The sequence below is a fragment of the Acidovorax sp. JHL-3 genome (assembly GCF_000526295.1).
GTDB lineage: Bacteria > Pseudomonadota > Gammaproteobacteria > Burkholderiales > Burkholderiaceae_C > Acidovorax > Acidovorax defluvii.
Map to the genome: position 1 here is coordinate 665,273 of NZ_JAFU01000004.1, position 25,984 is coordinate 691,256.

Consider the following 25,984-nt stretch of genomic DNA (forward strand, 5'->3'; position numbering starts at 1 on the left):
AAAAACTCAAACACTGATACTCAGAAAAGCAGGGGTTTGGGACAGGATCTGGAGATTGATCTCTTGCCAGCGGGCCCCGCTCGAATCCACATAGGTGGTGCCAAAAAAGGCGGGGGCATCATCGGCGGGAGGCTCCGAGGAGACAAAGGCATCAGTGCCTCGCAGACCCGCCAGCCGGTCAACCAGAAGCGCGGCATTGACCTCCAGCGCTGCATTGAAAGCAAGCAGGCTGGCGTCAGACAGGGTTTGCTCGGTGCGTGGAACCGTCGATCCCAGCAATCCAGCCAAGTCAACCACACCGACAAGACCACCGCGCAGATTGGCTACACCCAGAAACCATTTTTGGGTGTAGGGAACCCGCTGCACCGTGACCCAGGGGAAAATTTCACCCGACTGACCCAGCGGCAATAAATAGGACTGCCCGGCAGCTTCGACCGCCAGCCAGGAAGAAACAGACACACCTTCACCCCTTGCTGCCTGAAGACGGCTGGCAAGACGGGTCTGGAGTTCTCGCAGTGCTTCGCGATTAGCCATGAACGCGCAACCGCCTTAGTTCAGCGCGTCTATCTTGGCCTGCAACTCGGCCGGATCCACCGGTTTGGTAATGTAGCCGCGTGCGCCTTGCCGCATTCCCCAGACACGATCTGTCTCTTGATTCTTGCTGGTGCACATGATGATGGGAACGTCGGCATAGAGGGGATCACGCGTGATCGCACGGGTCAACTGGAATCCGTTTTGCCCCGGCATCACCACATCCATCAATATCAAATCAGGCTTTTCTTCGGCCAGCCGACGAAAAGCCTCTTCGGCATTTTCAGCGGTACGCACTTGCATGCCTTTTTTCTGCAGCAAGTCGGTCAGAAACATCAACTCGGTCTTCGAGTCGTCAACGACCAGCACTTTCTGGATAGGCATTACATGGCTCCTTGTTGGGAATTGCCAAATTGCTGCACTGCCTGCAACAACTGGTCTTTGGTGAAAGGTTTGGTGAGATATTCCTGGCAGCCGACCATGCGACCGCGCGCCTTGTCAAACACGCCATCCTTGGACGACAGCATGACAACCGGAGTATCCGCAAAACGGGCGTTGCGCTTGATGATGGCGCAGGTTTGATACCCATCAAGCTTGGGCATCAGAATGTCGCAGAAAATAAGCTGTGGCTGGTAATCGTTTACCTTAGCCAATGCATCAAAACCGTCATCTGCCAGCAGGACTTCGTGCCCTCCCTGCTTGAGAAAAATCTCGGCGCTTCGGCGAATGGTATTGCTGTCATCCACCACGAGCACTTTGAAAGATGCGCCTGTTGTAGTCAATTGTCACTGCTCCCAATGGAGAAAACAAACGACGCATCAGCACAGGGTGCTAAAGCGCCTCAAATCTGAACCAGCTCAAAATCTTCTTTGCGCGCGCCGCATTCTGGGCAAGTCCAATTCATGGGAACCTGGTCCCATGGGGTGTTGGGTGCAATGCCGTGCTCAGGCGAACCTTTTGCTTCGTCATATATCCAACCGCATATCAGACACATCCAAGTTTTCGAGTCGGTCACAGCTTAATGGGCCTTCACATAGAATGCAACGATTGTATCTAGTCATCTCACGGGGCTGCAGCTTCTGTGCCACCCTTATCGCCGAATCCGGCCCATGACAACAAACACCCCCCTTTCTTCTGATATAGCGGACATTGCCGATGAGGCCATGGACGAAGCCAGCCCCGCCTGCGTGCTGGTTTTCAACGCCAGCGACCCCAGCGGTGCCGGCGGACTTACCGCCGATATCAGCACCATCGCGTCGGTTGGCGGGCACCCCATTGCCGTCGTTACAGGCGCCTACGCACGGGACACAGCCGAGATATTCGCCCACTTTGGCTTTGACGACGAGGCCGTTACCGAGCAGGCGCGGGCGGTACTGGAAGACCTGCCCGTGCAGGCCATCAAGGTCGGATTTGTGGGCAGCCCCGAGAACATCAGCGCCATTGCAGAGATCACTACCGATTACGACGAGGTGCCGGTCATCGCCTACATGCCCAATCTTTCGTGGTGGCAGGATGACCTGATTGACCAGTACCTGGACGCTTTTCGCGAGCTGCTGTTGCCGCAAACCTCGGTGTTGGTTGGAAACCACAGTACGTTGTGGCGCTGGCTGCTTCCCGACTGGAAAAGCGACCGCAGCCCTACGGCCCGCGACATCGCCCGCGCCGCCGCAGAGATGGGTGTGCCATACACCCTGGTCACGGGCATCCCCCTGCCCGAGCAGTTTGTAGAAAACGTGCTGGCGTCGCCCCAGACCGTGCTGGGCAGTGTCAAGTTCGAGCTGTTTGACGCCACCTTTTCGGGCGCGGGCGACACGCTCTCGGCGGCCCTCACGGCCCTGGTGGCCAGCGGCAATGATCTCGGCGAAGCCACGAGCGAGGCGCTCAGTTACCTGGACCGCTGCCTGGATGCCGGATTCCGCCCAGGAATGGGCCACATCATTCCCGATCGCATGTTCTGGGCCCAGCCCGATGATGAAGATGACGATGAAGACGAACCCCTTGACGAAACACTGGCCATCGAAGGCTTTGTGATGCCCCCTCATGACACCAAACACTGACCTCAACATCCCTCTGTTCGAACGCGCCAAGGCGCTCATCCCCGGTGGCGTGAACTCGCCTGTGCGGGCCTTCAAGGCCGTGGGCGGCACGCCGCGCTTTGTGAAGCGTGCGCAAGGAGCTTACTTCTGGGACGCCAACGACCAGCGCTTCATTGACTATATCGGCTCCTGGGGCCCGATGATCCTGGGCCACGGTCACCCGGCCGTGCTCGAAGCCGTGCAAAAGGCTGCACTGGAAGGCTTCAGCTTTGGCGCCCCCACCGAGCGCGAGATCGAGCTGGCCGAAGAAATCCTGGGCCTGGTGCCGTCCATGGAGATGATCCGGCTGGTCAGCTCGGGCACCGAAGCGGGCATGAGCGCCATCCGCCTGGCGCGCGGTGCCACGGGACGCAGCAAGCTCATCAAGTTCGAGGGCTGCTACCACGGCCACGCCGATGCGCTGCTGGTCAAGGCCGGCTCGGGCCTGGCCACCTTTGGCAACGCCACGAGTGCGGGCGTGCCGCCCGAGGTGGTGCAACACACCATTGTTCTTGAATACAACAACATCCCCCAACTCGAAGAAGCCTTCGTGCTGCATGGCAAGGAACTCGCCTGCCTGATGATCGAGCCCATCGCCGGCAACATGAACCTGGTGCGCGCCAGCGTGCCGTTCATGCGCCGCTGCCGCGAGCTGTGCACCGAATATGGTGCGCTGCTCGTTCTGGACGAAGTGATGACCGGTTTTCGCGTGGCCCTGGGCAGCGCACAAAGCGTCTATGCAAAAAGCATCCCGGGCTTCAAGCCCGACATCACCGTGCTGGGCAAGGTGATTGGCGGCGGCATGCCGCTGGCGGCTTTTGGCGCTTCGCGCGCGATCATGGAAAACCTCGCTCCGCTGGGCGCGGTGTACCAGGCTGGCACGCTGTCGGGCAACCCTGTGGCCACAGCCTGCGGCCTGGCCACGCTGCGCGAAATCAAGAAGCCCGGCTTCTTTGACGCGCTCTCCGCCCGCACCCGCTCGCTGGTGGATGGCTTGGCAGCTGCCGCAGCCGCCGAGGGCGTGCCTTTCAGCGCCGACTGCGAAGGCGGCATGTTCGGCTTTTTCCTGCTGCCCGAGCTGCCACAAAATTACGCACAGGTTCTGAAGACGGATGGCGTGCGCTTCAACCAACTCTTTCATGGGCTGCTGGACCGGGGCGTGTACATCGCGCCCGCACTCTACGAAGCAGGGTTTGTGAGCGCCGCACACACAGAGCAGGACATTGCCGACACCGTCGCCATTGCACGCGACGTGTTCAAGTCGCTCACAAAATAATAGCTACTAGCGCTTGTTGGATAAGCGCTACAGGCTAAAAACAATCAGATTTCATTTCTTTAGAACCCGTGGCAACGCACAACGTTGCCACGGGTTTTTTGCATGGGGCTGCGTTCATGAGGCCGTCACATCCGCCTGTCAGCCTTGGCGGTTTTGTACGGAACGCCACAACCATGAAAACTCCCGTTCGTCCCACGCCCCACCCCATCCGCGACGCCGCTCCCGCCGATGAAAGCCGCCGCGTCTTCGTGCGCCAGCTGGCCCTGGGCGCCACTGCGCTCGGCACCTTGCCGCTGGCCGCCTGCGGTGGCAGCGACAACGACCCGGAGGTGCGGTTTGCCCACGGCGTGGCCAGTGGCGACCCGCTCGCCGACCGCGTCATGCTGTGGACCCGCGTCACGCCGCCTGCAGGCCACACCGCCGACATTCCTGTGCAGTGGGAGCTGGCCAGCGACGCGGCATTCACCACCGTGGTGGCCAAAGGCCAGGCCACCGCCACGGCCGCCAAGGACTTCACCGTCAAGGTCGATGCCACTGGCCTCAAGCCCGCCACGGCCTACCACTACCGCTTCAAGGCCTACGCAGCGCAGTCGGCCGCAGCACGCACCCGCACGCTGCCCACGGGCAGCGTGGCACAGGTCAAGCTGGCCGTGTTCTCGTGCGCCAATTACCCTGCGGGTTACTTCAACGTGTATGCCGAAGCCGCGCGCCGCAATGATCTCGATGCCACCGTGCACTTGGGCGACTACTTGTATGAGTACCCGCGCGGTGGTTATGCCTCGGCCAACGCCGAGCAACTGGGCCGCCTGTCGCTGCCCGCCACCGAGATCCTCACACTGGCCGACTACCGCATGCGCCACGCGCAGTACAAGACCGATCCCGATCTGCAGGCGCTGCATGCCGCCGCACCCATGATTGCCGTGTGGGACGACCATGAAATCGCCAACGACACCTGGGCCACCGGTGCCGAAAACCACCAAAGCGCCACTGAAGGCAGCTTTGCGGCGCGCAAGGCGGCAGCCCTTCAGGCCTACCACGAGTGGATGCCCACACGCAACGCCCAGCCCGACCTGATCTACCGCAGCTTCAACTTTGGCAACCTGCTGGCGCTGCACATGCTCGACACCCGCGTCGTCGGGCGCGACGAGCCTGCCGACTACACCCGCTTCTTTACCGACAGCGGTTTTGACGCTGCCGGTTTCACCGCCGCCGTGGGCGCCCCCACCCGCCAGCTCATGGGCAGCACACAGACCCAGTGGCTGCAGCAGCAGATGGCCGCATCCACCGCCACCTGGCAGGTGCTGGGCCAGCAGGTGCTGATGGGGCGCATGAACATTCCAGCCCCCATCCTGGTCGAGACCATCCAGCCGGGCGCTGGCGTCACGGTATCGCAATACGCCGCCATCGTGGCCAAGGCACAGACGGCCCCAGCCACACTGACCGCTGCCGAAAAAGCCATCCTCGCCCAGCCCTCCATTCCCTACAACCTCGACGCCTGGGACGGCTACCAGGCCGCGCGCGAAACCGTGCTGGGCACGGCCCGCAGCCTGGGCAAGAACCTGGTGGTGCTGTCGGGCGACACCCACAACGCCTGGGCCAACGAGCTGGCAGACATGGGCGGCAATGCGGTGGGCGTGGAGTTCGCCACCTCGTCGGTGTCGTCGCCCGGTTTTGAGGAATACCTGCCCAAAGAGAACCCGGCCATGCTGGCGGGCGCGCTCCAGCAACTCATTGCCCCGCTCAAATACTGCGACACCTCGCGCCGGGGTTACATGCTGGTGACCGCCACGGCCACCGAATGCCGCGCCGACTGGGTGTATGTCAGCACCATCACCAGCCGCACCTACACGGCCAGCACCGACAAATCGCTTAAGGTGCTGGCAGGTGTCAGCGGGCGCGGGCGCATTGTGGCGGCCTGATCGGCAGCACGCAAAGAAAAAGGCGGCCCGAGCCGCCTTTTTCTTATCAATGACTGGTAGAACCGCCCAAGCCGTTGGCACAGGCGAGGCTCATGCCAGCGCACCCGCGCAAGGGCCGCCCCGCCGCGCTGGGTGCGTCCCCCTCAGGGGGAAGGCGCGAAGCGCCTAAGGGGGGCTACTTAGTGCCTGAAGTGGCGCACGCCGCTGAACACCATGGCCACGCCGCGCTCGTCGGCTGCGTCGATCACTTCCTGGTCGCGCATAGAGCCGCCGGGTTGGATCACGCAGGTCGCGCCCGCGTCCACCACCACGTCGAGGCCGTCGCGGAAGGGGAAAAAGGCGTCGCTCGCCACCGCCGTGCCGTGGAGGGTCAGGCCCGCGTGCTGCGCCTTGATGCTGGCGATGCGGGCCGAATCGAGGCGGCTCATCTGGCCTGCACCCACGCCCATGGTCATGCCGCCCTTGCAGAACACGATGGCGTTGCTCTTGACGTACTTGGCCACCTTCCAGGCAAACAGCAGGTCTTCCATTTCTTCCAGAGTGGGCTGCTTCTTGGTCACCACCTTCAGCTCGGTGAGCGCCAGCTCATGGTTGTCGGCCGTCTGCAGCAGCAGGCCCGAGCCGATGCGCTTGGCGTCCATCGCATTGCGGCCGCGCTCCCAGTCGGTCTGGCCGCCGCGTGTGGGCAGCGCGATCTTGAGCAGGCGCACATTGGCCTTCGCCTTGAACACTTCCAGCGCTTCGGGCGTGAAGTCGGGCGCCATCAGCACCTCGACGAACTGCTTGCTGATCTGCGCAGCGGCCGCGCCGTCGACCACGCGGTTGAACGCGATGATGCCGCCAAAGGCGCTGGTCGGGTCGGTCTGGAAAGCCTTGCTGTAGGAGCTGAGTGCATCCAGGCCCACGGCGACGCCGCAGGGATTGGCGTGCTTGACGATCACACAGGCAGCGGCCTCGAAGCTCTTGACGCACTCCCAGGCAGCGTCGGCGTCGGCAATGTTGTTGTACGAGAGCTCCTTGCCCTGCAGCTGTACGCCGGTGACCAGCGAGCCGGGCGCGGGATGCAGGTCGCGGTACAGCGCGGCCTGCTGGTGGCTGTTTTCGCCGTAACGCAGGTCCTGCACCTTGGTAAAGATGCCGTTGCTCTGGCCGGGGAACAGCGCGCGCTGGGGCACGTAGGCCTCGGAGAGCTTCTCGGCGTCGAAGGTGACGGACGAGAGGTAGTCGCTGATCGCACCGTCGTACTGCGCGATGCGGTTGAACGCGGCCACCGACAGCGCGAAGCGCAGCTTGTCGGACAGCTTGCCGCCCGCCTTCAGCTCGGCCAGCACAGCCTCGTACTGGTCGGCCGAGGTGATCACGCCCACGTCCTTCCAGTTCTTGGCGGCGCTGCGCACCATGGCGGGGCCGCCGATGTCGATGTTCTCGATGGCATCGGCCAGCGTGCAACCGGCCTTGGCCACGGTGGCTTCAAACGGATAGAGGTTGACCACCAGCAGGTCGATGGTGTCGATGCCGTGTTCCTTCAAAGCCGCCATGTGCTCAGGCAGCTCGCGGCGCGCCAGCAGGCCGCCGTGCACCTTGGGGTGCAGCGTCTTGACGCGGCCGTCCAGCATCTCGGGGAACTGCGTGACCTCGGCCACCTCGGTGACGGGCAGGCCCTTGTCGGCGAGCAGCTTGGCGGTGCCGCCGGTGGACAAGAGCTTGATGCCCAGCGCGTGCAGGGCTTGCGCAAATTCGACGATGCCGGTCTTGTCGGAGACGGAGAGGAGTGCGTTCATGGTGGTGGTCGTAGTTTGAATGAAATCGTGCTATAGCGCCCGTCCATCAAGCGCTAATAGCTATTATTTATATAGCAAAAAGCTCACAGCAGCTTGTGCTCGACCAGCTTTTTGCGCAGCGTGTTGCGGTTCAGGCCCAGCCATTCGGCGGCACGTGACTGGTTGTTTTCGGCCTGCTGCATCACCACTTCCAGCAGTGGCCTTTCAACCAGGCGCACCACCATGTCATACATGCCATCGGGCGTTTCGCCGCCCAGGTCGCGAAAGTAGCTGTGCAGGCTCTCGCGCACGGATTCTTCGATGCTCTTCTTGCTCATGCTGCCATTCCCTCTTGTTCTTCTGGTTCCGCATCCGCGTCGGCGGTGGCGGGCAGCCGGTCCATCTGTTGCCCGAGGGCATCCAGATAGTCGGCCACGGCCTGCCACTGCGTGGTGCAGTCTTCTATCGTATTGATGTGTTGCCGCAAGGCCTCGCCCCCCGGCAAGGCCCGCAGGTACCAGGCAATGTGCTTGCGCGCGCTGCGCACACCGGTGCCTTCGCCGTACAGGCTGTAGTGGTCGTGCAGGTGATCGAGCAGCAGGCGCCGCAGCTCGGCCACCAACGGCGGCGCCAGGTGCTCGCCCGTGGTCAGAAAATGGCCGATCTCGCGAAAGATCCAGGGCCGGCCCTGGGCGGCACGGCCGACCATGATGGCATCGGCCCCGGTGGCGGCCAGCACCTGGCGCGCCTTCTCGGGCGATGTGATGTCGCCATTGGCCACCACAGGCACGCGCACTGCGGCTTTGACGGCGGCAATGGTGTCGTATTCGGCCTGGCCCTTGTACCCCTGCTCACGCGTGCGGCCGTGCACCGTGAGCATCTGGATGCCCACGGCCTCGAACTGGCGCGCCAGCGAAACGGCGTTCTTGTGCTGCTGGCACCAGCCAGTGCGCATCTTCAGCGTGACGGGCACGTTGCGCGGTGCGCAGGCCTCGACCACGGCAGCGGCTATTTCCACGGCCAGCGCCTCGTCCTGCATCAGCGCCGAGCCCGCCCACTTGTTGCACACCTTCTTGGCCGGGCAGCCCATGTTGATGTCGATGATCTGCGCGCCACGGTCGATGTTGAAGACAGCGGCCTCGGCCATCATTTGCGCTTCGGTGCCGGCAATCTGCACGGCGATGGGCCCCGGCTCCCCCTCGTGGTTGGCCCGGCGCGAGGTCTTGAGGCTGTTCCACAGGTCCTTGCGCGAGGTGACCATCTCGCTCACCGCATAGCCTGCGCCCAGCGCCTTGCACAGCTGACGAAACGGCCGGTCCGTGACGCCCGCCATGGGGGCGACGAACAAGCGATTCGCCAAAGGGATGTGGCCGATCTGCATGGGAGGGGGCGTGATGGAGGGCAGCAGCGATTGCTGAAAAAGGAGGCAGGATTGTACCTGCTCAAAATTTCAGCAACCGAAATGCGCCGCCGCGTCAAAACTCTGCAAAAAATGCGACGACCGGCCCCTTGGTCGCCGTCCCCATTGCGCCGCTTCAGGGCAACGGGCTCAACGCTCCGCCAGCTCCACTTCGGCCACAGCCGGTTGCGTCGCAGCCTGGTGCGCAAAATGCCACCAGGCGTTCGGCAGGTTGTCGAACTGGTGGCGCGCCATCAGCGCTCGCAACCACTGGCGGTTGTGCTGCACATCGGGCGAAACATCCTCGCTGTCGTTTCCGGCCTTCGCGCCGATCACCCCCGCAGGGGTGCCCATGTCCACGGGCTCGCCCTCCGCAAGCGGGCCACGCACCACGGCGCTGGCGAGCAGGCCATCCACCACATCCACCCGGACCCCCAGTGCACCCTGGCCGGCCTGGCAAGATGTCTTCAACGCCAGCCCTTGCGCCCGCAGCACGGTGCGCACGCTGGCCACCGCGGTGCGAAGCCGCTCGCCAACCACGCAGCTACCTGTTCCTGTGTCCCAAACCATCGCCACGGGGGGCATCGCGTTGGCGGACACAGCAGCCTGGGGGCTTTGCACACATGCCGCCAGGCAGATGCCGGAGACCACCGAGAGCCAATGCGCAAGGTAAGGAAAAGACGGGGACCGTGAAGAGTTGTGCATTGCAGCCTTCCGATATCTGCCAAGGGTTGGACTGACCTGAAGATACAAACCCTGGCGCATCGGTGCCGTGGCCAAACGGCGCAGTGCCTTGTAGGACTGGTTCCTCAGGGCCCGCCGCCCGCGCGGCTGCCACCCTACACTTGATGCCTATGGAAATCTGGATGCACCAGCTGCTGGAATGGCTCGCCTTGCCGCAATTCGGCCTGGGCACGGTCTTCATCGTGTCGTTTGTCTCGGCAACGCTGTTGCCTGTGGGCTCCGAGGCTGCGGTGTTTGGCCTGATCAAGCTCAACCCCGACCTGTTCTGGCCCGCCATTGGCGTTGCCACGCTGGGCAACACCCTGGGCGGCGGGGTGAGCTGGTGGATGGGCCTTGGGGCGCACCGCGCCTGGGATGCGGCACAGCGCCACCGCCGTTTGAACCACCCCACCAGCGCCAATGCCAAACCGGCGCGCGAGCTCAGCCGCACCGAGCGCCGCGCGCGCGTCTGGCTGCGCAAATGGGGGGCCAAGACCTGTTTGCTGAGCTGGCTGCCCGTGGTGGGCGACCCGCTGTGCGCCGTGGCGGGCTGGCTCAAGCTGCCGTTCTGGCCTTGCCTGGCCTACATGGCGGTGGGCAAGTTCTTTCGCTATCTGGTCATGACCAGCGTGCTGCTGTATTTCATGCCGGGGCAACTGGCGATGTAGCCGGTGCCCCGCCATCGCCTGGCGGCAAAAGCGCACTCCAGTCCACCGGCCGGGTGGTGTCCACATGCACCGTCAGCGCCTCTTCGGCGGGCGAGAGCGGCTGGGCCGCCGCCCATTGCGATTCCAGCACCTGCACCGAGGCCTCTGACGCATCGCCCCCCGCCAGCTGGCGGCTGCGCACCCGCTCGCGCAGCACCGCCAAAGGCGCCTCGAACGACAAAATGCGGCACGGCACCTGCGCTTGCGTCGCCAGTGCCATGAAGCGCTGGCGCATGGCGGGGTTCAGGAACGTGGCATCCACCAGCACAGTGTGGCCCGCACCCAGCGCCCAGCGGGCCGCCTGCGCCAGGGCTTCGTGGGTGCGCTCTGAGGCCTCGGCCGTGTAGATGCCACCCGGCACGGCCGCGCTGGACGCCTGCGGCGCCAGGCCGAACAGCCGCTTGCGCTCCACATCGGCGCGCACGCGCACCACGCCGCGCTCGGCAATCAGCGCCTGCGACTGCGTGCTCTTGCCCGCACCGGAGAATCCGTGCGCCAGCCACAGTTCGACCGTGCGGGGCTCTGTGAAGCGCAGCGCCAGCGCCAGATAGCGCAGCACTTCCCGCAGGCTGGCCGCGCGCTTGTTGCCCCCAACCTCACCCTCCACCTGCGCCAGCCGCAGGCCCGCCACACGGGCGCGCACCAGGGCCCGGTACACGCGGTAGTACTGCAGCACCTGCAGACCGGCGTAGTCGCCCGTGTGCTCCAGCCAGGCGTTCAGAAAACGCCAGGCCAGGTCGGTGCGGCCGCGCGCTTCCAGGTCCATGGCCAAAAAGGCAATGTCGGCCACGCAGTCGATCCAGCGCAGTGCGGGGTTGAACTCGATCGCATCGAACAGCTGCGGCTGCCCGTCGATCAGCACCAGGTTGGCCAGGTGCAAGTCGCCGTGGCATTCGCGCACCCGCCCGGACTGCAGGCGCTGCAGGAACACCGGCGCCAGCGCGGTGCCTTGGCTGGCACACCACTGCGCCAGCTGCCGCAGCGCGGGGCCCATGTCTGGCACGGCCTGCGCCACCAGCGGCTGCAGCGCCGCCAGGCAATCCTGCACCGGCGCCACGGCCGCCTGGGCCGTGCCCCAGCCCTGTTGCGGCGTGGCCACCGCCGCACTGGCATGAAACTGCGCGACCTGCTGCGCCAGGGCGTCGATGTGGCTGGGCAACAGGCGCTGCTGCTCCAGCAGGTGGCTCAGCAGCGCCTCCTGCGCAAAGCGGCGCATGCGCACGGCCGGTTCCGCGTCGGCCGGGGCCGCTTCGGCAGGCTGCAGCTGCAGGCTGTGTGCCGTACCGGTCAACGCCACCAGCCCCAGATACAGGGCCGGTGCGGTGCGGCGGTTGATGCGCAGCTCTTCCTCGCAGGCGCCGCGCCGCAGCGCGGGGGTGCTGAAGTCCAGAAAATCCAGCTTCAGCGGCTTCTTGAACTTGTAGACAAAGTCACCCGCCAGCACCAGCCAGGAGATATGGGTTTCGATCCACTCGACAGCGCCAGCAGGATGGTCAAAGGCTGCGGGACTGCACTGCAATTGGCGCAGACGCTGCTCGGCGGCGGCATAGGCTTCAACCAAAGATTCAGAGACCATGGGCCAACACTCCGTCAGGGGGTGCGCAACTGGACACGCGCACCATCATTCAGCGCGGGCGGCGGGTACACAACGACTTGCGCGCCCGCTTGCAGCCCCTCTTTCACCCAGGCGTGGGTGCTGCCGCGCGCCTCCAGCACCACGGGCGTGCGCCGCGCCCGGCCGCCATCGACCACAAACACCGCCATGCGCGGCGTGGCGGCATCCCCCATCGGGGCCGATGCGGCGGTATCGCTGGCGGGCAGCGGAAACAGCGCGCTCACGGGCACCAGGGTGACGTCCGGCGCCTCGCGGGTGAGCACGCGCGCCACCACGCGGTAGCCGTCGCCCAGCGCGGCCCATTGCGCTGGCGGGCTGGTCAGGTCAATCAGCACGTTGACCCGCTGCTCTTCCACGCCCAGCGCCGACACCTTGGTGAACGCCGCCGGCTCCACGCTGCGCACGCGCCCCTGCAACACGCCCGGGCCACCCCAGCGCTCGATGCGCACGGGGCTGCCGGGGCGCACCTGCAGCGCATCGGTGGACAGCAGCGGCGCCACCACTTCGAGCTGGGCGGTGTCGCCCACCTCGACCAGCACGGTGCCCAGCGCCACCACGCCCTCGCTGGCCTGGGCCACCCGCAGCACGCGGCCGGCCACGGGGGCCAGCACCTCAAAGGCCTTGCCCGACGGCGCGCTGCCAGGGCGCTGCACCACATCCAGCGCCGCGCGGGCCTGGGCCAAATCGGCGCGGGCCACCTGCTGGTCCTGCACTGCGGCGTCGGTGTCTTTTTCGGCTGCCTGCAGCGCCAGGCGATCGGTGTCGAGCCGCGTGGGGGCCACAAAGCCCTGCTGCGCCAGCTGTTCGCTGCGCCGCAGGTCGTTGCGGGCCTGCGCCTGCGCCACCCGGCTGCGTTCGATGCGCACGGCAGCGCGCTGCACATTGGCCTGGGCGGCGGTGACGCGTGCCTGCTGTTCGCGCAGGCTGCGCTCGTCCAGCAATGCTGGCATGGCGGGGGTGATGCGCGCCACCACGTCGCCCGCCTGCACCGCATCGCCCTCACGCAGCGCAATGCGCGCCAACCGCCCGGCCAAAGGGGCCGAGATGCTGAAGCGGTCACGCAGGCGGGTTTTTGCATCTTCGTCGATGCCGGCCTCAAAGCGGCCCTGCACCACGGCGGTGGCCTCCACCTGCAGCGGACGGGGTGCAAATGCCCACGCCAGCAGTGCGCCCAGCACCACCAGCGCACCCACACCCAGCATCAACGTTTTTTTTTGCATTGCCATGTCCCTGTTGCTTGCATTGTTTGCCTTGTTGGCCGCAGCCTATTCGCGCGTCTTGAGCGCACCCACCATGTCCAGCCGGTCGATTTGCCGGCGCACCACCAGCGCGCTGGCCAGGCCGGCTGCCACCACGCACAGGCCCGCCCAGGCATAGGTGCGCGCACTGATGACCACCGGAAACAGAAACTGGTCGTTCTTGAGCAGTTCCACCAGCAGGTGCACCAGCCCCAGGCCCATGGCCATACCGAGCGGCAGCGCCAGCGCGATGCCAATCGCCAGTTCGCCCAGCAGCAGCGCCGACACTTCGCCCCGCGTAAATCCCAGCACGCGCAGGCTGGCCAGCTCCCAGGTGCGCTCGGCCAGCGCAATGCGGGCGTTGTTGTAAACCACTCCCACCGCAATCACGGCCGCAAACAGCGTGAGGATGGTGCTCATGATGCGCACATTGCGCGCGCTCACATCCTGCATGTTGCGCAGCAGCGTGGCCTTGCTGAAGGTGCCCGCCACCACCGGCAGCGCCTTGGTGGCCTCCAGAAAGCGCGCCTCCGAGCCCGGCTCCAGCGCCACGTCAAACTGCGAGGCCACATCGCCCTCTTGCAGCCAGCGGTTGAGCACATCGCGCTGCACATAGGCGTTCAGGCCCATCATCTCGCGCACGGTGGCCTGCACCGGCACCTGCAGCGTGCGCTGGCGGCCCTCCAGCACCTCCACGCGCACCATGTCGCCCACGCGCACCCCGAGCTTGTCAGCCAGGCGGTCGGTGAGCAGCAGGCCGGCATCGGGCACGGGGCTTTGCCGCCCATCCACGTCGATCACGCGCAAGAGCTGCGCACCCGGTGCCACGCCTTGCAGCCCCACCCGCTCGCTGCGGTGGCCATAGCCCATGCGCACCGCCACGCTGCGCGTGGGCTCCACGCTTGTCACTCCGGGCAAGCGCGCCAGCTGCAGGCGGGCCAGGGCATCCACCGGTTCGGTCATCCACACGTTCACATCACTGCGCATCGCCAGGTGAAAAGTGGTGTCCACGATATGGTCGATGGCATCGCGAAAGAAGTTGCCCATGACCACGATGGCCACCGCCGCCGCCGTGCCGCCGATGGTGAGCGTGGTGCGCAGGGGCTTGCGTTCCATGTTGCGCAGGATCATGCGCAGCCCGGCCGGTATGCGGCGCACGCCCAGGCGCTCCAGCACGGTGCGCCGATACTGGCCCGGGGCAGGCGGGCGCATGGCCTCGGCCGGGGCCAGGCGCACGGTGGCTCCGATGGCGCTGAGCGTGCCCAGCAGGGCTGTGGTGCCGGTGACCCCCGCGCCCACCAGAATCAGCCAGGGCGCGATGCGGTGCTCGAACACCGGAAAAAAGAAGAACTCGGCGTACAACCCGGTCAGCATGGTGCCCAGCCAGTTGCCCAGCGCCACGCCCAGTGCCAGCCCCACCACCACGATCACGGCCACCAGCTTGAGGTAATGCCCGGCAATGGCCGCATTGGCATAGCCCAGCGCCTTGAGTGCGGCAATTTGCTCGCGCTGCGTGGCCACCAGGCGCGAGAGCACCACATGCAGCAAAAAGGCCGCCACGGCCAGAAAGATGGCGGGCAGCAAGGTGCCCATCACGCGCTGCTCCTTGATCTCGTTGTCGAGCATGGCGTGCGAAGACTGGTCCTCGCGGCCGCGGGCGTCGCGCCCGCCGTAGGGCGCCAGCAGGCGCGACAGGCCATCAAGCACGGCGGGCTCTGACGCCTGCGGCGCCAGCTTGACGGCCACGCGGTTGAATGCGCCCTGCATGTCGTAGGCCGCGGCCAGTGCCTCGCGGTCCACCCAGAACACGCCAAAGCCGCGCAGGTCGGGCATGCCCGCCAGGCCCGCAAAGATGTATTCGGGCGACAGCGCCGTGCCCACGATGCGCAGGGTGCGGCGCTTGCCGTTGACCAGCGCAATCAGCTCGTCGCCCGGGTGCAGCCCGCGCACGCGGGCAAAGCCTTCGGACACCAGCGCATCGATGGCGCTGTCGCTGCGGCCCTGCCCCGCGCCGGGCGGGGCCAGCGCCCGGCCGCTGCGCACCGTGACCTGGTTCATGCGCGGCAGCTGGCGCAGGTCCACGCCAATGAGCTGGCCAATGATGGGATCGACCAGGCCGGGGATCTCCACGCGCACCACCTGCTCCACCGTCACCTGCACATCGGCCACGCCGGGCACGCCGCGCAACACCTCGGCCAGTGCCAGCGGCGCACGCTTGACAGCGGCAAACGCATCGGCAAAGTGCCCCTGGGCATAAAACTGGTCGCGCGCCAGCGCCAGCGATTCCACCGCCGACAAGGTGGTGATGAACCCGCCCAGGCCGCTGGCCACCACCAGCGCGATGGTGAGCGCCTGGCTCCACATGCGGCGCAGGTCGCGCAGCAGTTTGCGGTCGAGGGCTTTCATATTTATTGCCGCCGGGCCGCCCCAAGGCAAAAAGCGGCGCCCTTGGGGGGCAGCGGACCCCGCGCAGCGGGCGAGCGTGGGTGTGTTTTCTCACTCACCATGACAGCTCCGAAGGCGAGAGCCGGTGCGCATTGCGCTCGATGCGCTGGATGGTGCCGTCCACCAGGTACACCACACGGTCGGCCATGGCAGCGATGGCCGCGTTGTGCGTGATGACCACGGCCGTGGTGCCCAGCTCGGCATTGATGCGGGCGATCACCTCCAGCACCATCTTGCCGGTCTGGTAGTCGAGTGCGCCGGTGGGCTCGTCGCACAGCAGCACATCGGGGCGCTTGACGATGGCGCGGGCAATCGCCACGCGCTGCTGCTCGCCGCCCGACAGTTGCGCCGGAAAGTGGTGCTGGCGCGGCGTCAGCCCCACCAGGCCAATCGCCTCGTCGATGGACATCGGGTGCGGCGCGATGTCGGTGACCAAGGCCACGTTTTCGCGCACCGTCAGGCTGGGGATCAGGTTGTAGAACTGAAACACAAACCCCACATGCTCGCGCCGGTAGGTGGTGAGCTCGCTCTCGCTGGCGCCGCTCAGGGCGTGGTCAGAAAAACGCACCTCGCCGCTGGTCGGCACATCCAGCCCACCCAGGATGTTGAGCAGCGTGGATTTGCCGCTGCCCGAGGCGCCCAGCAGCACCACGAACTCGCCGCGCACGATATCCAGGTTGACATCGTGCAGCGCACGCACTTGCACCTCGCCCGTCTGGTAGGTCTTGCACAAATTGCGCGCATGGAACACCACGGTGGCACCAGACGGTGCAGGCGGTACTGACGGTGCAGGCGGCGCCGGAAACGTGTCAACAGGTGCATCGGGCATGGAGGGCAGCGCTGCGCGCCGGACATAAAGACATTGCCGCACAGTGTGGGCGCGGATTGATCGGTGTCAACCACCCGTGGGCAAGCAAAGTGCACAAACCGGCGGCCACCGCACGATCCCGCCTTGCACTCCCGCCTTGTGGGCAGGGCCCGACTCACCCGGCCCACCACCCGCAGTGCCAACAGCACACCAAAAAATGCTACTAAAAATATAGCTGCTTGCGCTTATCCCATAAGCGCTAGAGCCGAATTTTACTTAAAATCTGATTCAAACGGATATTCCGACCCACGCTCACGCTGCGGCACTGCTCCGGCGGGTCCACCAACCCTCCAGGCTGTACACCAGCAGCGCCGCCCAGATCAGCACAAAACCCACCAGGCGCGCAGGCTCGAACGGCTCGTGAAACAGCCAGATCCCCAGCGCGAACTGCAGGCTGGGCGAGATGTACTGCAGGATGCCCAGCGTGGCCATGGGAATCAGGCGCGCACCCGCCGCAAACAGCAACAAGGGCACCGCAGTCATGGGGCCGGCTACCAGCAGCCACGCCACGGTGGCCGTATCCCCCTGCACCAGCGCGCCCTGCCCCTGCGACGACCACATGGCGAGTGCGGCCACCGCCACCGGCGCCAGCATCATGGTTTCCAGCGCCAGCCCCTCCAGTGCACCCAGCGTGGCCACCTTGCGCAACAGGCCATAGAAACCAAAGCTCAAGGCCAGCACCAGCGCAATCCAGGGCACGCGTCCGGCCTGCACCGCCAGCCACAGCACACCGGCCGCGGCCACCGCCACGGCCAGCCATTGCCCGGGGCGGGGCCGTTCGTGCAGAAAAACAAAACCCAGCGCCACATTCACCAGCGGAAGGATGAAGTAGCCGAGGCTGGCATCCACCACATGGTTGTTTTGCACCGCCCACACATAAGTGAGCCAGTTGACCGACAGCAGCAGCGCCGACACCGCAAACGCCCCCAGCACCCTGGGCTGGCCCCGCAGGGCGCGCATCCAGCCCCAGTGCCTGCGCACCGCCAGCACTGCCAACACAAACACCAGCGACCACACGGTGCGGTGCACCACCACCTCCAGTGCGGGCACATGGGCGACCTGCCGGAAATACAGCGGAAACAAGCCCCAGGCCATGTAGGCGAGGGTGGCATAGACGATTCCAGGAGTCATGGCGTGAAAAAGTGATGGGAAGCGGTCATGCAGGCAGCATGGGCCCGTTCCATAAAGCCATAAAAAATCCCTGCAACGCCAGGCGGTGCAGGGAAGTGGGCAGAGACACGGGCCAAAAGGCCGCACGCTCTCTGGTTAGACGTTGCAGGACATTAGCACATTAAGGCCATATGAACACATCAAATAATAAGCAGGACAACAACTTAGCCGAAACGTTGTGTCTATGTTTGCAGCGCTCAATGTAGACACATGGAGGCGTGAAGTGTTCATTGAGTAAGTTACCCGTAGAACCGCCGATTCATGTGCCTTCTGTTGATTTCCACCCGGAAGTGACCGCCAAAAAGCGTACTGATGAACAGCGCGACGAAGCCCTCCGCCAGATCATCAGCAACGCCGTGGTGTCAGATCAGGTGGTGGACATCTTTGATGCCGTGGGCCTGGACAAACCCAACATCGGCCTGCTGGACGACGAATTCCTAGCCCAGGTGAAGAACCTGCCCGAGAAGAACCTGGCAGTGGAGCTGCTCGAACGTCTGCTCGAAGGCGAGATCAAGAGCCGCTTTGGCAGCAACGTTGTGCAGGAAAAGAAGTTCTCCGACCTGCTGGGCAACGTGATTAAGCGCTACCAGAACCGCTCGATTGAAACCGCCCAGGTGATGGAAGAACTGGTCGAGATGGCCAAGAAGTTCCGGGAGGCGGCCAGCCGAGGTGAACTGCTGGGTTTGACCGAAGACGAGGTTCGCTTTTACGACGCGCTGGCGACCAACGAATCAGCCGTGCGGGAACTCACCGACGAAACCCTCAAGAAGATCGCCCATGAGCTGACCGAGAACCTGCGCCAGAACCTGTCCGTGGACTGGTCCGAGCGTGAGAGCGTGCGGGCGAAACTCCGGTTGATGGTCAAGCGCGTCTTGCGCAAGTACAAGTACCCGCCGGACTTGCAGGAAGAAGCGGTTGATTTGGTGCTGCGGCAGGCGCAGGTGTTTGGGGACAACTGGGGCAGCGCCTAGTCTGACACTGGGCAAACAGACGCCCCAATATTGGTAAGCGCTTCGCTTAGGGATTCTTGGTGCCGAAGGCCATGACGGCATCGAGCAAGCCTTTTGCTAGCGTGCGTATGCCACTCAGGTCATAGCTACCACCTATTTTTTCGTGGGCATAGCGAGCATCTTCAAAGTAGTCAGCGCACCTTGCAAGCAGCGGCGCCAAGACTTCTCCGGTTGCGGCTAGGAACTCGGATTCAATCGCACCCTGAGTGGGCGGCTGAAGAGATGCAAACACTTCTGGCAAGTTATGACCATGTGCCGTTGACATTGTTTTAGCTGCATTTACAAGACCATCCGATGTCAAGCCACCCCCTACCGAGCCTCCCTCAGCGGCTTTTAAGCAGAGTTCAGCGCAAAGCGCATAGTTGACGATCAGCGGGAACACGAACGCATTCAGATCTACGCCGTCACTCGTCCAAATCTGCTCTGCTGCTTTGTAGAACTGCTCTGCCGATGACCAGATCCGGCCATTTGGCCTAATGGATCCCGAAAACTGTGGCGTTGGCCTCACGCGACGTTTTTTCTTTTGTATGTTTGACATGCGTTGCGACGTTAACTCAAAGGTCCAATTTTGAGACCTACGGCGTGACGCTTGCATCCAACTCAAAAAAGGAATGAAGCGTCTCTGGTTTCGTGGAGACCAGTTGTGTGAAAAGGCTCATATTTTGGGATTTATCGCACTTGAGCCAACCTACCTAGTTTCAAAAGTCGGTTTTCCTCCTCTATCTGTTTGACTTGTGCGCGCAGGTCGTAGAGCTCTTCCAGCAATGACAGCTCCCGGTCGAGAGCCTGGTCCAGTCTCCTCGTAATTTCGCCTATGGCTTGGCGAAGGGCTGGCACGGGATCTGAGGTGACTTCCCTCTCTGCTTGCTCCTTGGCAGCGGCCTCAATAGCCGTGATTAGTCCAGCGTAGGCTGGCCTAGACTTTTTGATGCTACCCCTTCCGCTCCCAGCCTCTAAAGCAACGGTGTCATTGTTGATCGGCTCTCTACGGGCTTTCAAGCGCTCAAGGGCGGCTAAATACTTATCGACTTGAAGTTTGGCGCTCATTCGGCCCTTACGAATCTTTGGCGCGCGGTGAGAAGCATCCGGAGATGGTCGGCCTCGAGTCGGTGCTCAACGCTGCCTTGATCTTCCTTCGCCAGTGTGACGACCAATGCCTCTTGTGTCTTGATCAGCATGCCAAGACGGTTACCAAACACGACCGCGTTGGAACAGTCTTTTTCCACGCAATCCCAGGGGATGGGCTCCAATGGCGTGTGATCGCAGGCTCCCAAGGCGGTACACCCTCCTAAAACAGTCTCTTTGTAAGCCAGTTTTCCGTCACGAAAGAGTTTCAGCGTATCTCGCCGAGAACGGCTGCATACCACTTTCTCCATCCTCTCTGCCCCGCGGCCGCTAACAGGCCCAACAAGGTCGTCGTCCGAGAACAGCACGACCATGCTGTAAGCCAGAAAGCTCGACTCTGCCTTGGCGGCACCCCACTCGTGGCTGAAGTGGTTCTTATCGAAAACCAAGTTGACGGCGCGGCAGAACCCGTCACTATAATACGCTCGCATTTCATCGGTGATGTGCTGCAACTGCCCTTTAAGGGCCGGCAGACTCACCATCCCGGAGCGATGTGCATATACCGACAGGCTACGGCGGTATTGATGGAAGGTGAGGGGCCAGGGACTCCCCACCTTAATCCCGTCGGACAGCCAACTTCGCTCCAACTCCATAGCATTTAGTTCATCAATGTCGGGCTGCGTGACGATGGGACATATTGAAGGTATCAGTTTTGCGCTCAGTCTATTGTAGAGCGTCGGGGCTTCTGCCTTTTTATATGGGTTATCTAGTGTGCAGAACAATAATGCGTCATCTTCGGTTCCGGGGATGTAATCCTTGAACACGTCTAGTACAGCCGACGATATTCGTTCAGCTAGCAGTATTGCCCGATACCCCTCGCGACTTGTAACCCAATTGGCAGGCTTCTTGCGGCCTCCATTTAGCTTGTGAGTATAGCCATTGATCACATAATGCACTGTCCCTCCGTGGTCCACCTCTTCAAGCACTCCCTTCAAAGGCAGAATCCGCGCCTCTCCGATTCGCATACCGCTGAAGGCAATTACAAGGTTCATCAACTTGAACTGAATGAGGGAGAGGTCACCAGCGATAAAGGCGCGGAGGCTCGCATGTTCCCATCCTCTTTTCCTCATAACCTTGCGGACTTTTTCGAGCTGGATGTCGCGATGCAAGCACAGCTTTTTTGGGCTCAAATTATCCGGCGCATGCAGAGTAGCAACGCGCTCCTGTCGGTAAGCGTCCAACACCGTGTCTAGATCACGCTCGATCTCATCCAAACTGCCCAATAATCTGCTCAATATTGTGCAATAGATTCGGGAAGGAATAATGGGTGTTTGGTTCTTAGTCTTCTTTGAGGGGGCTGATAGTCGAATCACCTCGCTTAGTTTTTTTTGACGGACCTCAACCAAAATTTTGAGAAAGTCGCGATTGCGCCAGAGCGTCTTGAGCAGCGCTCTGGCGCACTGGGCATAGTTGGAATTAAGCTCCGCCGACTCCTCGCAAAGTATCTCCGGGTCACAAAACAACTCGAATAATGTGACACCGCGTTGGTAGGCACCTTGAGCGAGCTTGGTCAGCGTGCTATTGGACGCCACTGTCGTCTTCGAAGCCTTTTGGGGTCCAGTATCAATATGTAGCCATAACAATGCTTTCTGTTGTTCGCGAATTATTGCAACCAATTCAGGTCTGCTGAATTCAGGTGAAACTGAAAAGGGCTGCGCATCAAAAAAGTAGAGTTTGCACGATGAGTGCATACCATCCATATTCATCGAACTCGCGTCCCACACTCGGTCCCGGTAACGGCTCAAAGGCTGGTGCTGACTGTCCCGGGTGACGACAGTTTGAGGATCGAAATATGGCTCCGCCCCCGAAACAATCGATAGTCTTGGATTGTCATCATGTAAAACCTTCGTGGGCGATGTGTCCAGAAAGGCGAGCTCCTCAGGAAGCAGCCTCGCAACAGTGCTGCACCGAGTCTGAAGATATTTTCTTCTCATGGTCGATCGTGAATAAGCGGCGCTAAAAGCACAAATGCAGTAGAGATGAGACCCACCTAGCCAACATTGTGGGATCGGGATTAAGGCCGCGACAGCAGCCCTAGCAAGTGCAACTGTTGGAGCTTGCTAGACCAATAACGGCTGAGCTTGCCTTCATGCTCAACTGCTACCCGAGCCCGCTCACTCGCTTCAGGATTGAGTCGTTTCATCTCATTGAGCAGGGCATCAATGCGACTGATTACAACCGCATAGACACGTTCGGCCGCACCGGCTCTACTGGGTCCAGGGTTTAAGCGCTTTAGCACCGACCGACACGACATCAACTTAATGCTGTCCGGTTCGTCGGCATGGACGTGGTACTTGTCGCAAAAGAAGCAACCCTCGGTTTTCTTGCAATCGGGGCGTACCGGCGGCTCTTCCGTCAGAGCTTTGGGATGACCATAGTTTGCGCAACTACCGGTAGCGATGGGGATGAGCGGAGCACCACTCATCGGCTTTTCGGCTTCAAACCGGCTCCGAACTACGGACGTCAATGAGGCGAGAAACGGGGCCATTTCTGACTGCGACTCTGCCTCAGAGATCTTGCTGTATTTGCGGATCGCCGTGCAGACAGAATGCCCCATCATTTCGGCCGCCACCTTTGCACTGTGCTCCCTGATAGCTATGCCAGATTTGTAAAGACGCAACTGCTGCATCGTGACTGCAGGCAAATTGATACCTACGAAGCGGAGCTTGCTGCGTAATGAAAAAGTGAAATTGGAGCCTAGTGGAGTAATACGTAGCGGCATTTTCGTTCGCGCACGCGATCCATAAGCTGTTTGAATGAACATCGGACTGATGTCCTCACAGTCAAGCCGCACACGAAGCGCTTCCCGGAGGCGCAAGTAGGAGCGTAACCGTGAGAAGGTGGTAATAGTCAGGTGGACCGGTATCTCCTTTCCTCCTGCTCGGAACTTTATGACCTTGTGGCGCAAGTTAATTTTTTCTGGGTTATCTAATTGCCTTTGCATATCCTCCGGCTCTTCATAGGACTGTATTGAAGCAAGGTTGGCCCCCGAATCACCCAAGCACAATCCTGCGTAAGCGACACATCCAAGCTCAAGCAGTCGCTCAATACTAGTCTGGGGCGGGATATTTACCGAGTGTGCAATCTCACCTGTATCCCAGCGCAGGGCACCGAGCGGTGCAACTTTTCTGTCACCCAACTGAGCATCCAACGCGATCTCCGCAACCGAGTCGAAGACTCCTTGCAAGCACGCCATGAAGCTGGCCACACTTTCAGACTTAGGATGCTTTACACCTTCGCTATGGAAAAATGGAACAGGTTCAATCGCGTCTCCGTATTCCCGCTCGTGAATTACGGACATCATTTTCATGGCACCAGTGTCGAGGTTCGATGCTGCGCCTTGACTGAAATGCTTCACAGTGCGATTGGCCTGCATACGTTGCCGGACATAGCTGTGGTGCTGTTTGAGTGCCTCTAGAGCCAGGTCGGGGTCGCTCAGGACTGCTTCGTATCGCCTTTGGTGGTTCGGCGCGTCGACCCAGTTAAGAATGCTGGCCAAGAAGTGCAGTGCCTGGGTTACCGTTCGTGGACGGGCGTTGTTAAATCGGAATCGCTTGGACAAACGCTCAATGGCCCTAGGCATATCGTTAACGCGCTGGGGAGATAGACTGGAAGGATTGAACTCATAAACCTTGCCGGGCATCAACTTTCGTTCTAGGTAACACCATAAGTAGACGTGCATCTGCGCACCGTCCGACATGCGCAGAATGGTCCGCTCAGGGACGTAAATCTCAGGAGCCTCTCCCATCAAGGGAAATGCAAGCTTGTGTAGCTCAGCGCAATAGGCCCTTTTTGCTCGGGTCCAGTCTGTCAACCGCATAGGTTTCGCCTGCTTTCTCTTTCTTGCTGCGTATGGCCGCTCTCATCTGGTCACCTGCGTCAGCCCACTCGATATGGTCATCAGTCCTCCTTCTGCGCGCCCTCGCCAACAGCTTGCGCATCGACTGTCCTGCTAATCCGGGCGGTTCGATCAAGGAATGCGTGTGGCGCCCAACGATCAGTTAGACCTGCGTGCGCCTCTGCGTGAAAGCGTCTGGGCGTTTTCTCAACGGTCCGAAGTCTGCCCATAAGCGGTCCGTGGCTCGGTCGCTCCGAAATGCTCTCCATTGGGGTGCTCAAAAAACAGATCGATCGTCAAAGTTAGCTAGTCGGCTAAAGGTCATCTTCGTTGTGGAAGCTGTTGATTCATGGATTTTCAATGACTTGCCAGTCAGTGACTGGCACTTAATTCGAAATGTACAGATATTCAAGCACATTGGTCAACGACTGGGTCGATTGGTAAGAAATCTAGAGCATTTCAATTCCTGGCAAACGATGATTTTTTGACATTTAAATTAAACCAGGCGTTAGTCACGCACTCAAAACTCAAAAAAGCAGGTCAAGCATTCGGTGCATTGAGACGAATGGATCTTCTATATTAAATAAATATGAGAAGCAAGGGCGTATTAATCTTGCATTTGGGATGTTGATAGGGCTCGAATGACGGCTTCAAGTGTGAAGCGCAATACCTGCCAACCTGCAAGATGCCGCAGATGCCAACCGCCTCCTCGCCCCATAACCCACTGCCAGCCTGCAGATCACCTCACCATTGCCAGCTTGAGGCAGCGGACCACAACGTGCGAGCGATTGCCCGGCAGCAGCATCGCTCCGTGGAAAGTGAACAGCGACAGGGTGTTCATGATCAGAGTCGGTGCTCTGGTACGAGCGGACTGGATGTTCAGGTGCACCCCGTTTACCGGTGCCGCAAATGCTGTTCTTGCGCCCTGAACACCGTCCGTCAACGTATCAACTGGTGATCAGCTTTTCGATCTCAACTACGCATCGGCTACCCTTCTAGGCACTCGTTAGACTTGGTGCACCATGAGATCAAGAACCGCATAAGCTAGGCATAGGTAAAAAGGCTAATTTCAACCAAAATTGGGACTAGTTGGTCGTGGTCTTTTTAGTCTCATTGAGCGGAAATCGAGTCAATGCCGACTCGACACACCGCGCCAATCCAAGCCAATTTGGTCGCGCTTTGAAGCGCCTGAGGTCGGCCACGTGGCGCGACCCAGGAGGACTTGCTCAACTCCACCAGCAGGCGGCACGTGGGCCGTATTGAGCAGGGTCATCAGGTGCCAAGCATCCGGGCGATGAGAGTCTTGCTGCAAGCCTGCAAATTCATCCTCTGACCCTTGTTGCCGCAGCCTATTGCTCGAGCTGGATGGCAGTCGATCAACGAAATTTTGAAGACCATCCATAAGGATTTCGCCGTGCTAGTTCCGATAGCCACCCTCTTAGTGGCGTTCCAGGCGCTGTTGGCTTTCCTACCGAGTCAGTTTCTCTGATCGCCTGAATCAGCGTTTACGTCTGACCGTTCGTTTCGGCGCTGTAGCACTCTGTCCACGATTTCCTGGTCGATGCGGGCGCTGAGTAGTTCCAGTACATCGTGGCAGGGTTTCCATTTCGATGTTGAGATGGTCGCCGGGGCCCATCGCTTGGGCTCGGTCACCCGATGAGCAGCAGTGTCATCGCGAGCGCGGCGCTCCAGTGCCACCTGAAGCTCAGCGTGCTGGTCGAGGACGAGGTCTCGCATCTGATTTGCGACTGCAAGGAGCTGACGATCCTTCAGAGCACTCGGCAGAATCGCTTCCCACCCTCCGACTTCCAGCAGTGCGGTCAGCTCGGTCTCGCCGAAGCAGCCATGATCCAAATTCTGCTCGCGCAACATAGTTTGTTTCAAAAGTTTATGGGGACTAAATAGTCCCATAAGGGACCTTGCGTGCGAAGATAGCTGAACTTTCCGTGTGGCAATGCGCAAGCTGCTTGCGACCGAGCCGAAGGAAAGCTGTGGGGTTGCGCTCGTACTGATCGCGCGCCAACTTAAGTGTTGGCCTCATCTCGCATTCACCGTTTGTCCCTTGAAAAGTCGCTTGAACGTCACCCGCTTGGCAGAGTTGGATGCGCAGCTCCGCGAATACGCGAGGGCTCCACCGTGATGGCGGCACCCCGGTGTGGTTGGGTCAGAACGATCAGGCTCGCTTTCGGAATGAGTTCCAACGCGCTGGGGTGCCGCATTGGAATCAGCGCCCAGGGCGTGAGAAAACTCGAAATAGCCGAAGCTGAAGGCAGCATTACGCTACG

The 25,984-nt window shown here is 61.7% G+C and carries 22 protein-coding genes and 1 pseudogene; 5 read left to right on the forward strand and 18 right to left on the reverse strand.

Annotation, left to right across the window (positions count from 1 at the left end; genetic code table 11):
- Nucleotides 1-6: 6 nt before the first annotated feature.
- The 4 genes from K226_RS0118425 to K226_RS19725 are packed head-to-tail and all read right to left on the reverse strand — an operon-like array spanning nucleotide 7 to nucleotide 1,546.
- Complete coding sequence (locus K226_RS0118425) at nucleotides 7-534, reverse strand: chemotaxis protein CheW (RefSeq protein WP_024816198.1); 528 nt, start codon at nucleotides 532-534, stop codon at nucleotides 7-9.
- A 15-nt stretch (nucleotides 535-549) separates the two neighbouring features.
- Nucleotides 550-915, reverse strand: coding sequence for a PleD family two-component system response regulator (locus K226_RS0118430; protein ID WP_005796104.1), 366 nt, complete (start codon nucleotides 913-915; stop codon nucleotides 550-552).
- The gene (locus K226_RS0118435) at nucleotides 915-1,313 is read right to left on the reverse strand and encodes a PleD family two-component system response regulator (protein WP_005796099.1); all 399 of its coding nucleotides are present in this window, start codon (nucleotides 1,311-1,313) and stop codon (nucleotides 915-917) included. Before K226_RS0118435 ends, K226_RS0118430 begins: the two co-directional genes overlap by 1 nt.
- 59 nt (nucleotides 1,314-1,372) lie before the next feature.
- Nucleotides 1,373-1,546, reverse strand: coding sequence for a rubredoxin (locus K226_RS19725; RefSeq protein ID WP_081739454.1), 174 nt, complete (start codon nucleotides 1,544-1,546; stop codon nucleotides 1,373-1,375).
- 94 nt (nucleotides 1,547-1,640) lie between these two features.
- On the opposite strand from K226_RS19725, the gene K226_RS0118440 reads away from it, so the two are divergent.
- The 3 genes from K226_RS0118440 to K226_RS0118450 all read left to right on the forward strand — a co-directional run bounded on the left by K226_RS0118440 (nucleotide 1,641) and on the right by K226_RS0118450 (nucleotide 5,801).
- Entirely contained in the window at nucleotides 1,641-2,588 is a 948-nt protein-coding gene (locus K226_RS0118440) for a bifunctional hydroxymethylpyrimidine kinase/phosphomethylpyrimidine kinase (protein ID WP_024816199.1), read from the forward strand.
- Nucleotides 2,572-3,882, forward strand: coding sequence for a glutamate-1-semialdehyde 2,1-aminomutase (gene hemL / locus K226_RS0118445; protein WP_024816200.1), 1,311 nt, complete (start codon nucleotides 2,572-2,574; stop codon nucleotides 3,880-3,882). The genes K226_RS0118440 and hemL overlap by 17 nt, the downstream gene beginning before the upstream one ends.
- A 173-nt stretch (nucleotides 3,883-4,055) precedes the next feature.
- The gene (locus tag K226_RS0118450) at nucleotides 4,056-5,801 is read left to right on the forward strand and encodes an alkaline phosphatase (protein ID WP_024816201.1); all 1,746 of its coding nucleotides are present in this window, start codon (nucleotides 4,056-4,058) and stop codon (nucleotides 5,799-5,801) included.
- 179 nt (nucleotides 5,802-5,980) lie between these two features.
- Here K226_RS0118450 and purH read toward each other — a convergent pair whose 3' ends face one another.
- The 4 genes from purH to K226_RS19225 all read right to left on the reverse strand — a co-directional run bounded on the left by purH (nucleotide 5,981) and on the right by K226_RS19225 (nucleotide 9,530).
- On the reverse strand, nucleotides 5,981-7,582 hold the full coding sequence (gene purH, locus K226_RS0118455) for a bifunctional phosphoribosylaminoimidazolecarboxamide formyltransferase/IMP cyclohydrolase (protein WP_024816202.1): 1,602 nt from the start codon (nucleotides 7,580-7,582) through the stop codon (nucleotides 5,981-5,983).
- 83 nt (nucleotides 7,583-7,665) lie between these two features.
- The gene (locus K226_RS0118460) at nucleotides 7,666-7,899 is read right to left on the reverse strand and encodes a Fis family transcriptional regulator (RefSeq protein WP_024816203.1); all 234 of its coding nucleotides are present in this window, start codon (nucleotides 7,897-7,899) and stop codon (nucleotides 7,666-7,668) included.
- On the reverse strand, nucleotides 7,896-8,942 hold the full coding sequence (gene dusB / locus K226_RS0118465) for a tRNA dihydrouridine synthase DusB (RefSeq protein WP_024816204.1): 1,047 nt from the start codon (nucleotides 8,940-8,942) through the stop codon (nucleotides 7,896-7,898). The genes K226_RS0118460 and dusB overlap by 4 nt, the downstream gene beginning before the upstream one ends.
- Nucleotides 8,943-9,110: 168 nt before the next feature.
- A complete protein-coding gene (locus tag K226_RS19225; protein WP_238324297.1) occupies nucleotides 9,111-9,530 on the reverse strand; it encodes a M15 family metallopeptidase in 420 nt (139 codons plus the stop codon).
- 296 nt (nucleotides 9,531-9,826) lie between these two features.
- On the opposite strand from K226_RS19225, the gene K226_RS0118475 reads away from it, so the two are divergent.
- A complete protein-coding gene (locus K226_RS0118475) occupies nucleotides 9,827-10,351 on the forward strand; it encodes a YqaA family protein (protein WP_024816206.1) in 525 nt (174 codons plus the stop codon).
- Here K226_RS0118475 and K226_RS0118480 read toward each other — a convergent pair.
- From K226_RS0118480 to rarD, 5 genes are all read right to left on the reverse strand, one after another.
- On the reverse strand, nucleotides 10,326-11,966 hold the full coding sequence (locus tag K226_RS0118480; RefSeq protein ID WP_024816207.1) for a bifunctional aminoglycoside phosphotransferase/ATP-binding protein: 1,641 nt from the start codon (nucleotides 11,964-11,966) through the stop codon (nucleotides 10,326-10,328). The two genes, K226_RS0118475 and K226_RS0118480, sit on opposite strands and share 26 nt — an antisense overlap.
- Before the next feature lie 14 nt (nucleotides 11,967-11,980).
- Nucleotides 11,981-13,231 carry an efflux RND transporter periplasmic adaptor subunit gene (locus tag K226_RS0118485; RefSeq protein WP_081739455.1) on the reverse strand — a complete coding sequence of 417 codons (1,251 nt, stop codon included), beginning with the start codon at nucleotides 13,229-13,231 and terminating at the stop codon, nucleotides 11,981-11,983.
- 39 nt (nucleotides 13,232-13,270) lie between these two features.
- The gene (locus K226_RS0118490) at nucleotides 13,271-15,649 is read right to left on the reverse strand and encodes an FtsX-like permease family protein (RefSeq protein ID WP_024816209.1); all 2,379 of its coding nucleotides are present in this window, start codon (nucleotides 15,647-15,649) and stop codon (nucleotides 13,271-13,273) included.
- A 94-nt stretch (nucleotides 15,650-15,743) separates the two neighbouring features.
- Nucleotides 15,744-16,517, reverse strand: coding sequence for an ABC transporter ATP-binding protein (locus tag K226_RS0118495; RefSeq protein WP_024816210.1), 774 nt, complete (start codon nucleotides 16,515-16,517; stop codon nucleotides 15,744-15,746).
- A gap of 291 nt (nucleotides 16,518-16,808) precedes the next feature.
- The gene (rarD, locus tag K226_RS0118500) at nucleotides 16,809-17,687 is read right to left on the reverse strand and encodes an EamA family transporter RarD (RefSeq protein ID WP_024816211.1); all 879 of its coding nucleotides are present in this window, start codon (nucleotides 17,685-17,687) and stop codon (nucleotides 16,809-16,811) included.
- Between the two features lie 332 nt (nucleotides 17,688-18,019).
- Here rarD and K226_RS0118505 point away from each other — a divergent pair.
- Nucleotides 18,020-18,697, forward strand: a pseudogene (locus K226_RS0118505) (DUF3387 domain-containing protein); the annotation flags it as partial.
- A gap of 46 nt (nucleotides 18,698-18,743) precedes the next feature.
- Here the strand turns inward: K226_RS0118505 and K226_RS19730 are convergent.
- From K226_RS19730 to K226_RS19985, 5 genes are all read right to left on the reverse strand, one after another.
- Nucleotides 18,744-19,274, reverse strand: a complete 531-nt coding sequence (locus K226_RS19730) for a hypothetical protein (RefSeq protein WP_238324292.1) — start codon at nucleotides 19,272-19,274, stop codon at nucleotides 18,744-18,746.
- Nucleotides 19,275-19,405: 131 nt separating this feature from the next.
- Nucleotides 19,406-19,783: a hypothetical protein gene (locus K226_RS0118510; protein WP_024816213.1), complete on the reverse strand. Its 378-nt coding sequence runs from the start codon at nucleotides 19,781-19,783 to the stop codon at nucleotides 19,406-19,408.
- Nucleotides 19,780-21,552, reverse strand: coding sequence for a hypothetical protein (locus K226_RS0118515; protein ID WP_238324293.1), 1,773 nt, complete (start codon nucleotides 21,550-21,552; stop codon nucleotides 19,780-19,782). The genes K226_RS0118510 and K226_RS0118515 overlap by 4 nt, the downstream gene beginning before the upstream one ends.
- A gap of 323 nt (nucleotides 21,553-21,875) precedes the next feature.
- Entirely contained in the window at nucleotides 21,876-23,504 is a 1,629-nt protein-coding gene (locus K226_RS19230) for a hypothetical protein (protein WP_238324264.1), read from the reverse strand.
- Nucleotides 23,505-25,175: 1,671 nt separating this feature from the next.
- Nucleotides 25,176-25,571: a hypothetical protein gene (locus K226_RS19985; protein ID WP_155886584.1), complete on the reverse strand. Its 396-nt coding sequence runs from the start codon at nucleotides 25,569-25,571 to the stop codon at nucleotides 25,176-25,178.
- Between the last annotated feature and the right edge of the window lie 413 nt (nucleotides 25,572-25,984).

What these genes read in the sequence shown, in the direction of transcription:
- K226_RS0118515 (WP_238324293.1), bottom strand. Translation starts at nt 21,552, where the DNA reads ATGCACTCATCGTGCAAACTCTACTTTTTTGATGCGCAGCCCTTTTCA.
- K226_RS19730 (WP_238324292.1), bottom strand. Translation starts at nt 19,274, where the DNA reads ATGTCAAACATACAAAAGAAAAAACGTCGCGTGAGGCCAACGCCACAG.
- purH (WP_024816202.1), bottom strand. Translation starts at nt 7,582, where the DNA reads ATGAACGCACTCCTCTCCGTCTCCGACAAGACCGGCATCGTCGAATTT.
- K226_RS0118480 (WP_024816207.1), bottom strand. Translation starts at nt 11,966, where the DNA reads ATGGTCTCTGAATCTTTGGTTGAAGCCTATGCCGCCGCCGAGCAGCGT.
- K226_RS0118510 (WP_024816213.1), bottom strand. Translation starts at nt 19,783, where the DNA reads ATGAGCGCCAAACTTCAAGTCGATAAGTATTTAGCCGCCCTTGAGCGC.
- K226_RS0118425 (WP_024816198.1), bottom strand. Translation starts at nt 534, where the DNA reads ATGGCTAATCGCGAAGCACTGCGAGAACTCCAGACCCGTCTTGCCAGC.
- K226_RS0118430 (WP_005796104.1), bottom strand. Translation starts at nt 915, where the DNA reads ATGCCTATCCAGAAAGTGCTGGTCGTTGACGACTCGAAGACCGAGTTG.
- hemL (WP_024816200.1), top strand. Translation starts at nt 2,572, where the DNA reads ATGACACCAAACACTGACCTCAACATCCCTCTGTTCGAACGCGCCAAG.
- K226_RS0118450 (WP_024816201.1), top strand. Translation starts at nt 4,056, where the DNA reads ATGAAAACTCCCGTTCGTCCCACGCCCCACCCCATCCGCGACGCCGCT.
- K226_RS19985 (WP_155886584.1), bottom strand. Translation starts at nt 25,571, where the DNA reads ATGTTGCGCGAGCAGAATTTGGATCATGGCTGCTTCGGCGAGACCGAG.
- K226_RS0118495 (WP_024816210.1), bottom strand. Translation starts at nt 16,517, where the DNA reads ATGCCCGATGCACCTGTTGACACGTTTCCGGCGCCGCCTGCACCGTCA.
- dusB (WP_024816204.1), bottom strand. Translation starts at nt 8,942, where the DNA reads ATGCAGATCGGCCACATCCCTTTGGCGAATCGCTTGTTCGTCGCCCCC.
- K226_RS0118485 (WP_081739455.1), bottom strand. Translation starts at nt 13,231, where the DNA reads ATGGCAATGCAAAAAAAAACGTTGATGCTGGGTGTGGGTGCGCTGGTG.
- rarD (WP_024816211.1), bottom strand. Translation starts at nt 17,687, where the DNA reads ATGACTCCTGGAATCGTCTATGCCACCCTCGCCTACATGGCCTGGGGC.
- K226_RS19230 (WP_238324264.1), bottom strand. Translation starts at nt 23,504, where the DNA reads ATGCCCGGCAAGGTTTATGAGTTCAATCCTTCCAGTCTATCTCCCCAG.
- K226_RS0118460 (WP_024816203.1), bottom strand. Translation starts at nt 7,899, where the DNA reads ATGAGCAAGAAGAGCATCGAAGAATCCGTGCGCGAGAGCCTGCACAGC.
- K226_RS19225 (WP_238324297.1), bottom strand. Translation starts at nt 9,530, where the DNA reads ATGGTTTGGGACACAGGAACAGGTAGCTGCGTGGTTGGCGAGCGGCTT.
- K226_RS0118475 (WP_024816206.1), top strand. Translation starts at nt 9,827, where the DNA reads ATGCACCAGCTGCTGGAATGGCTCGCCTTGCCGCAATTCGGCCTGGGC.
- K226_RS0118490 (WP_024816209.1), bottom strand. Translation starts at nt 15,649, where the DNA reads ATGAAAGCCCTCGACCGCAAACTGCTGCGCGACCTGCGCCGCATGTGG.
- K226_RS0118440 (WP_024816199.1), top strand. Translation starts at nt 1,641, where the DNA reads ATGACAACAAACACCCCCCTTTCTTCTGATATAGCGGACATTGCCGAT.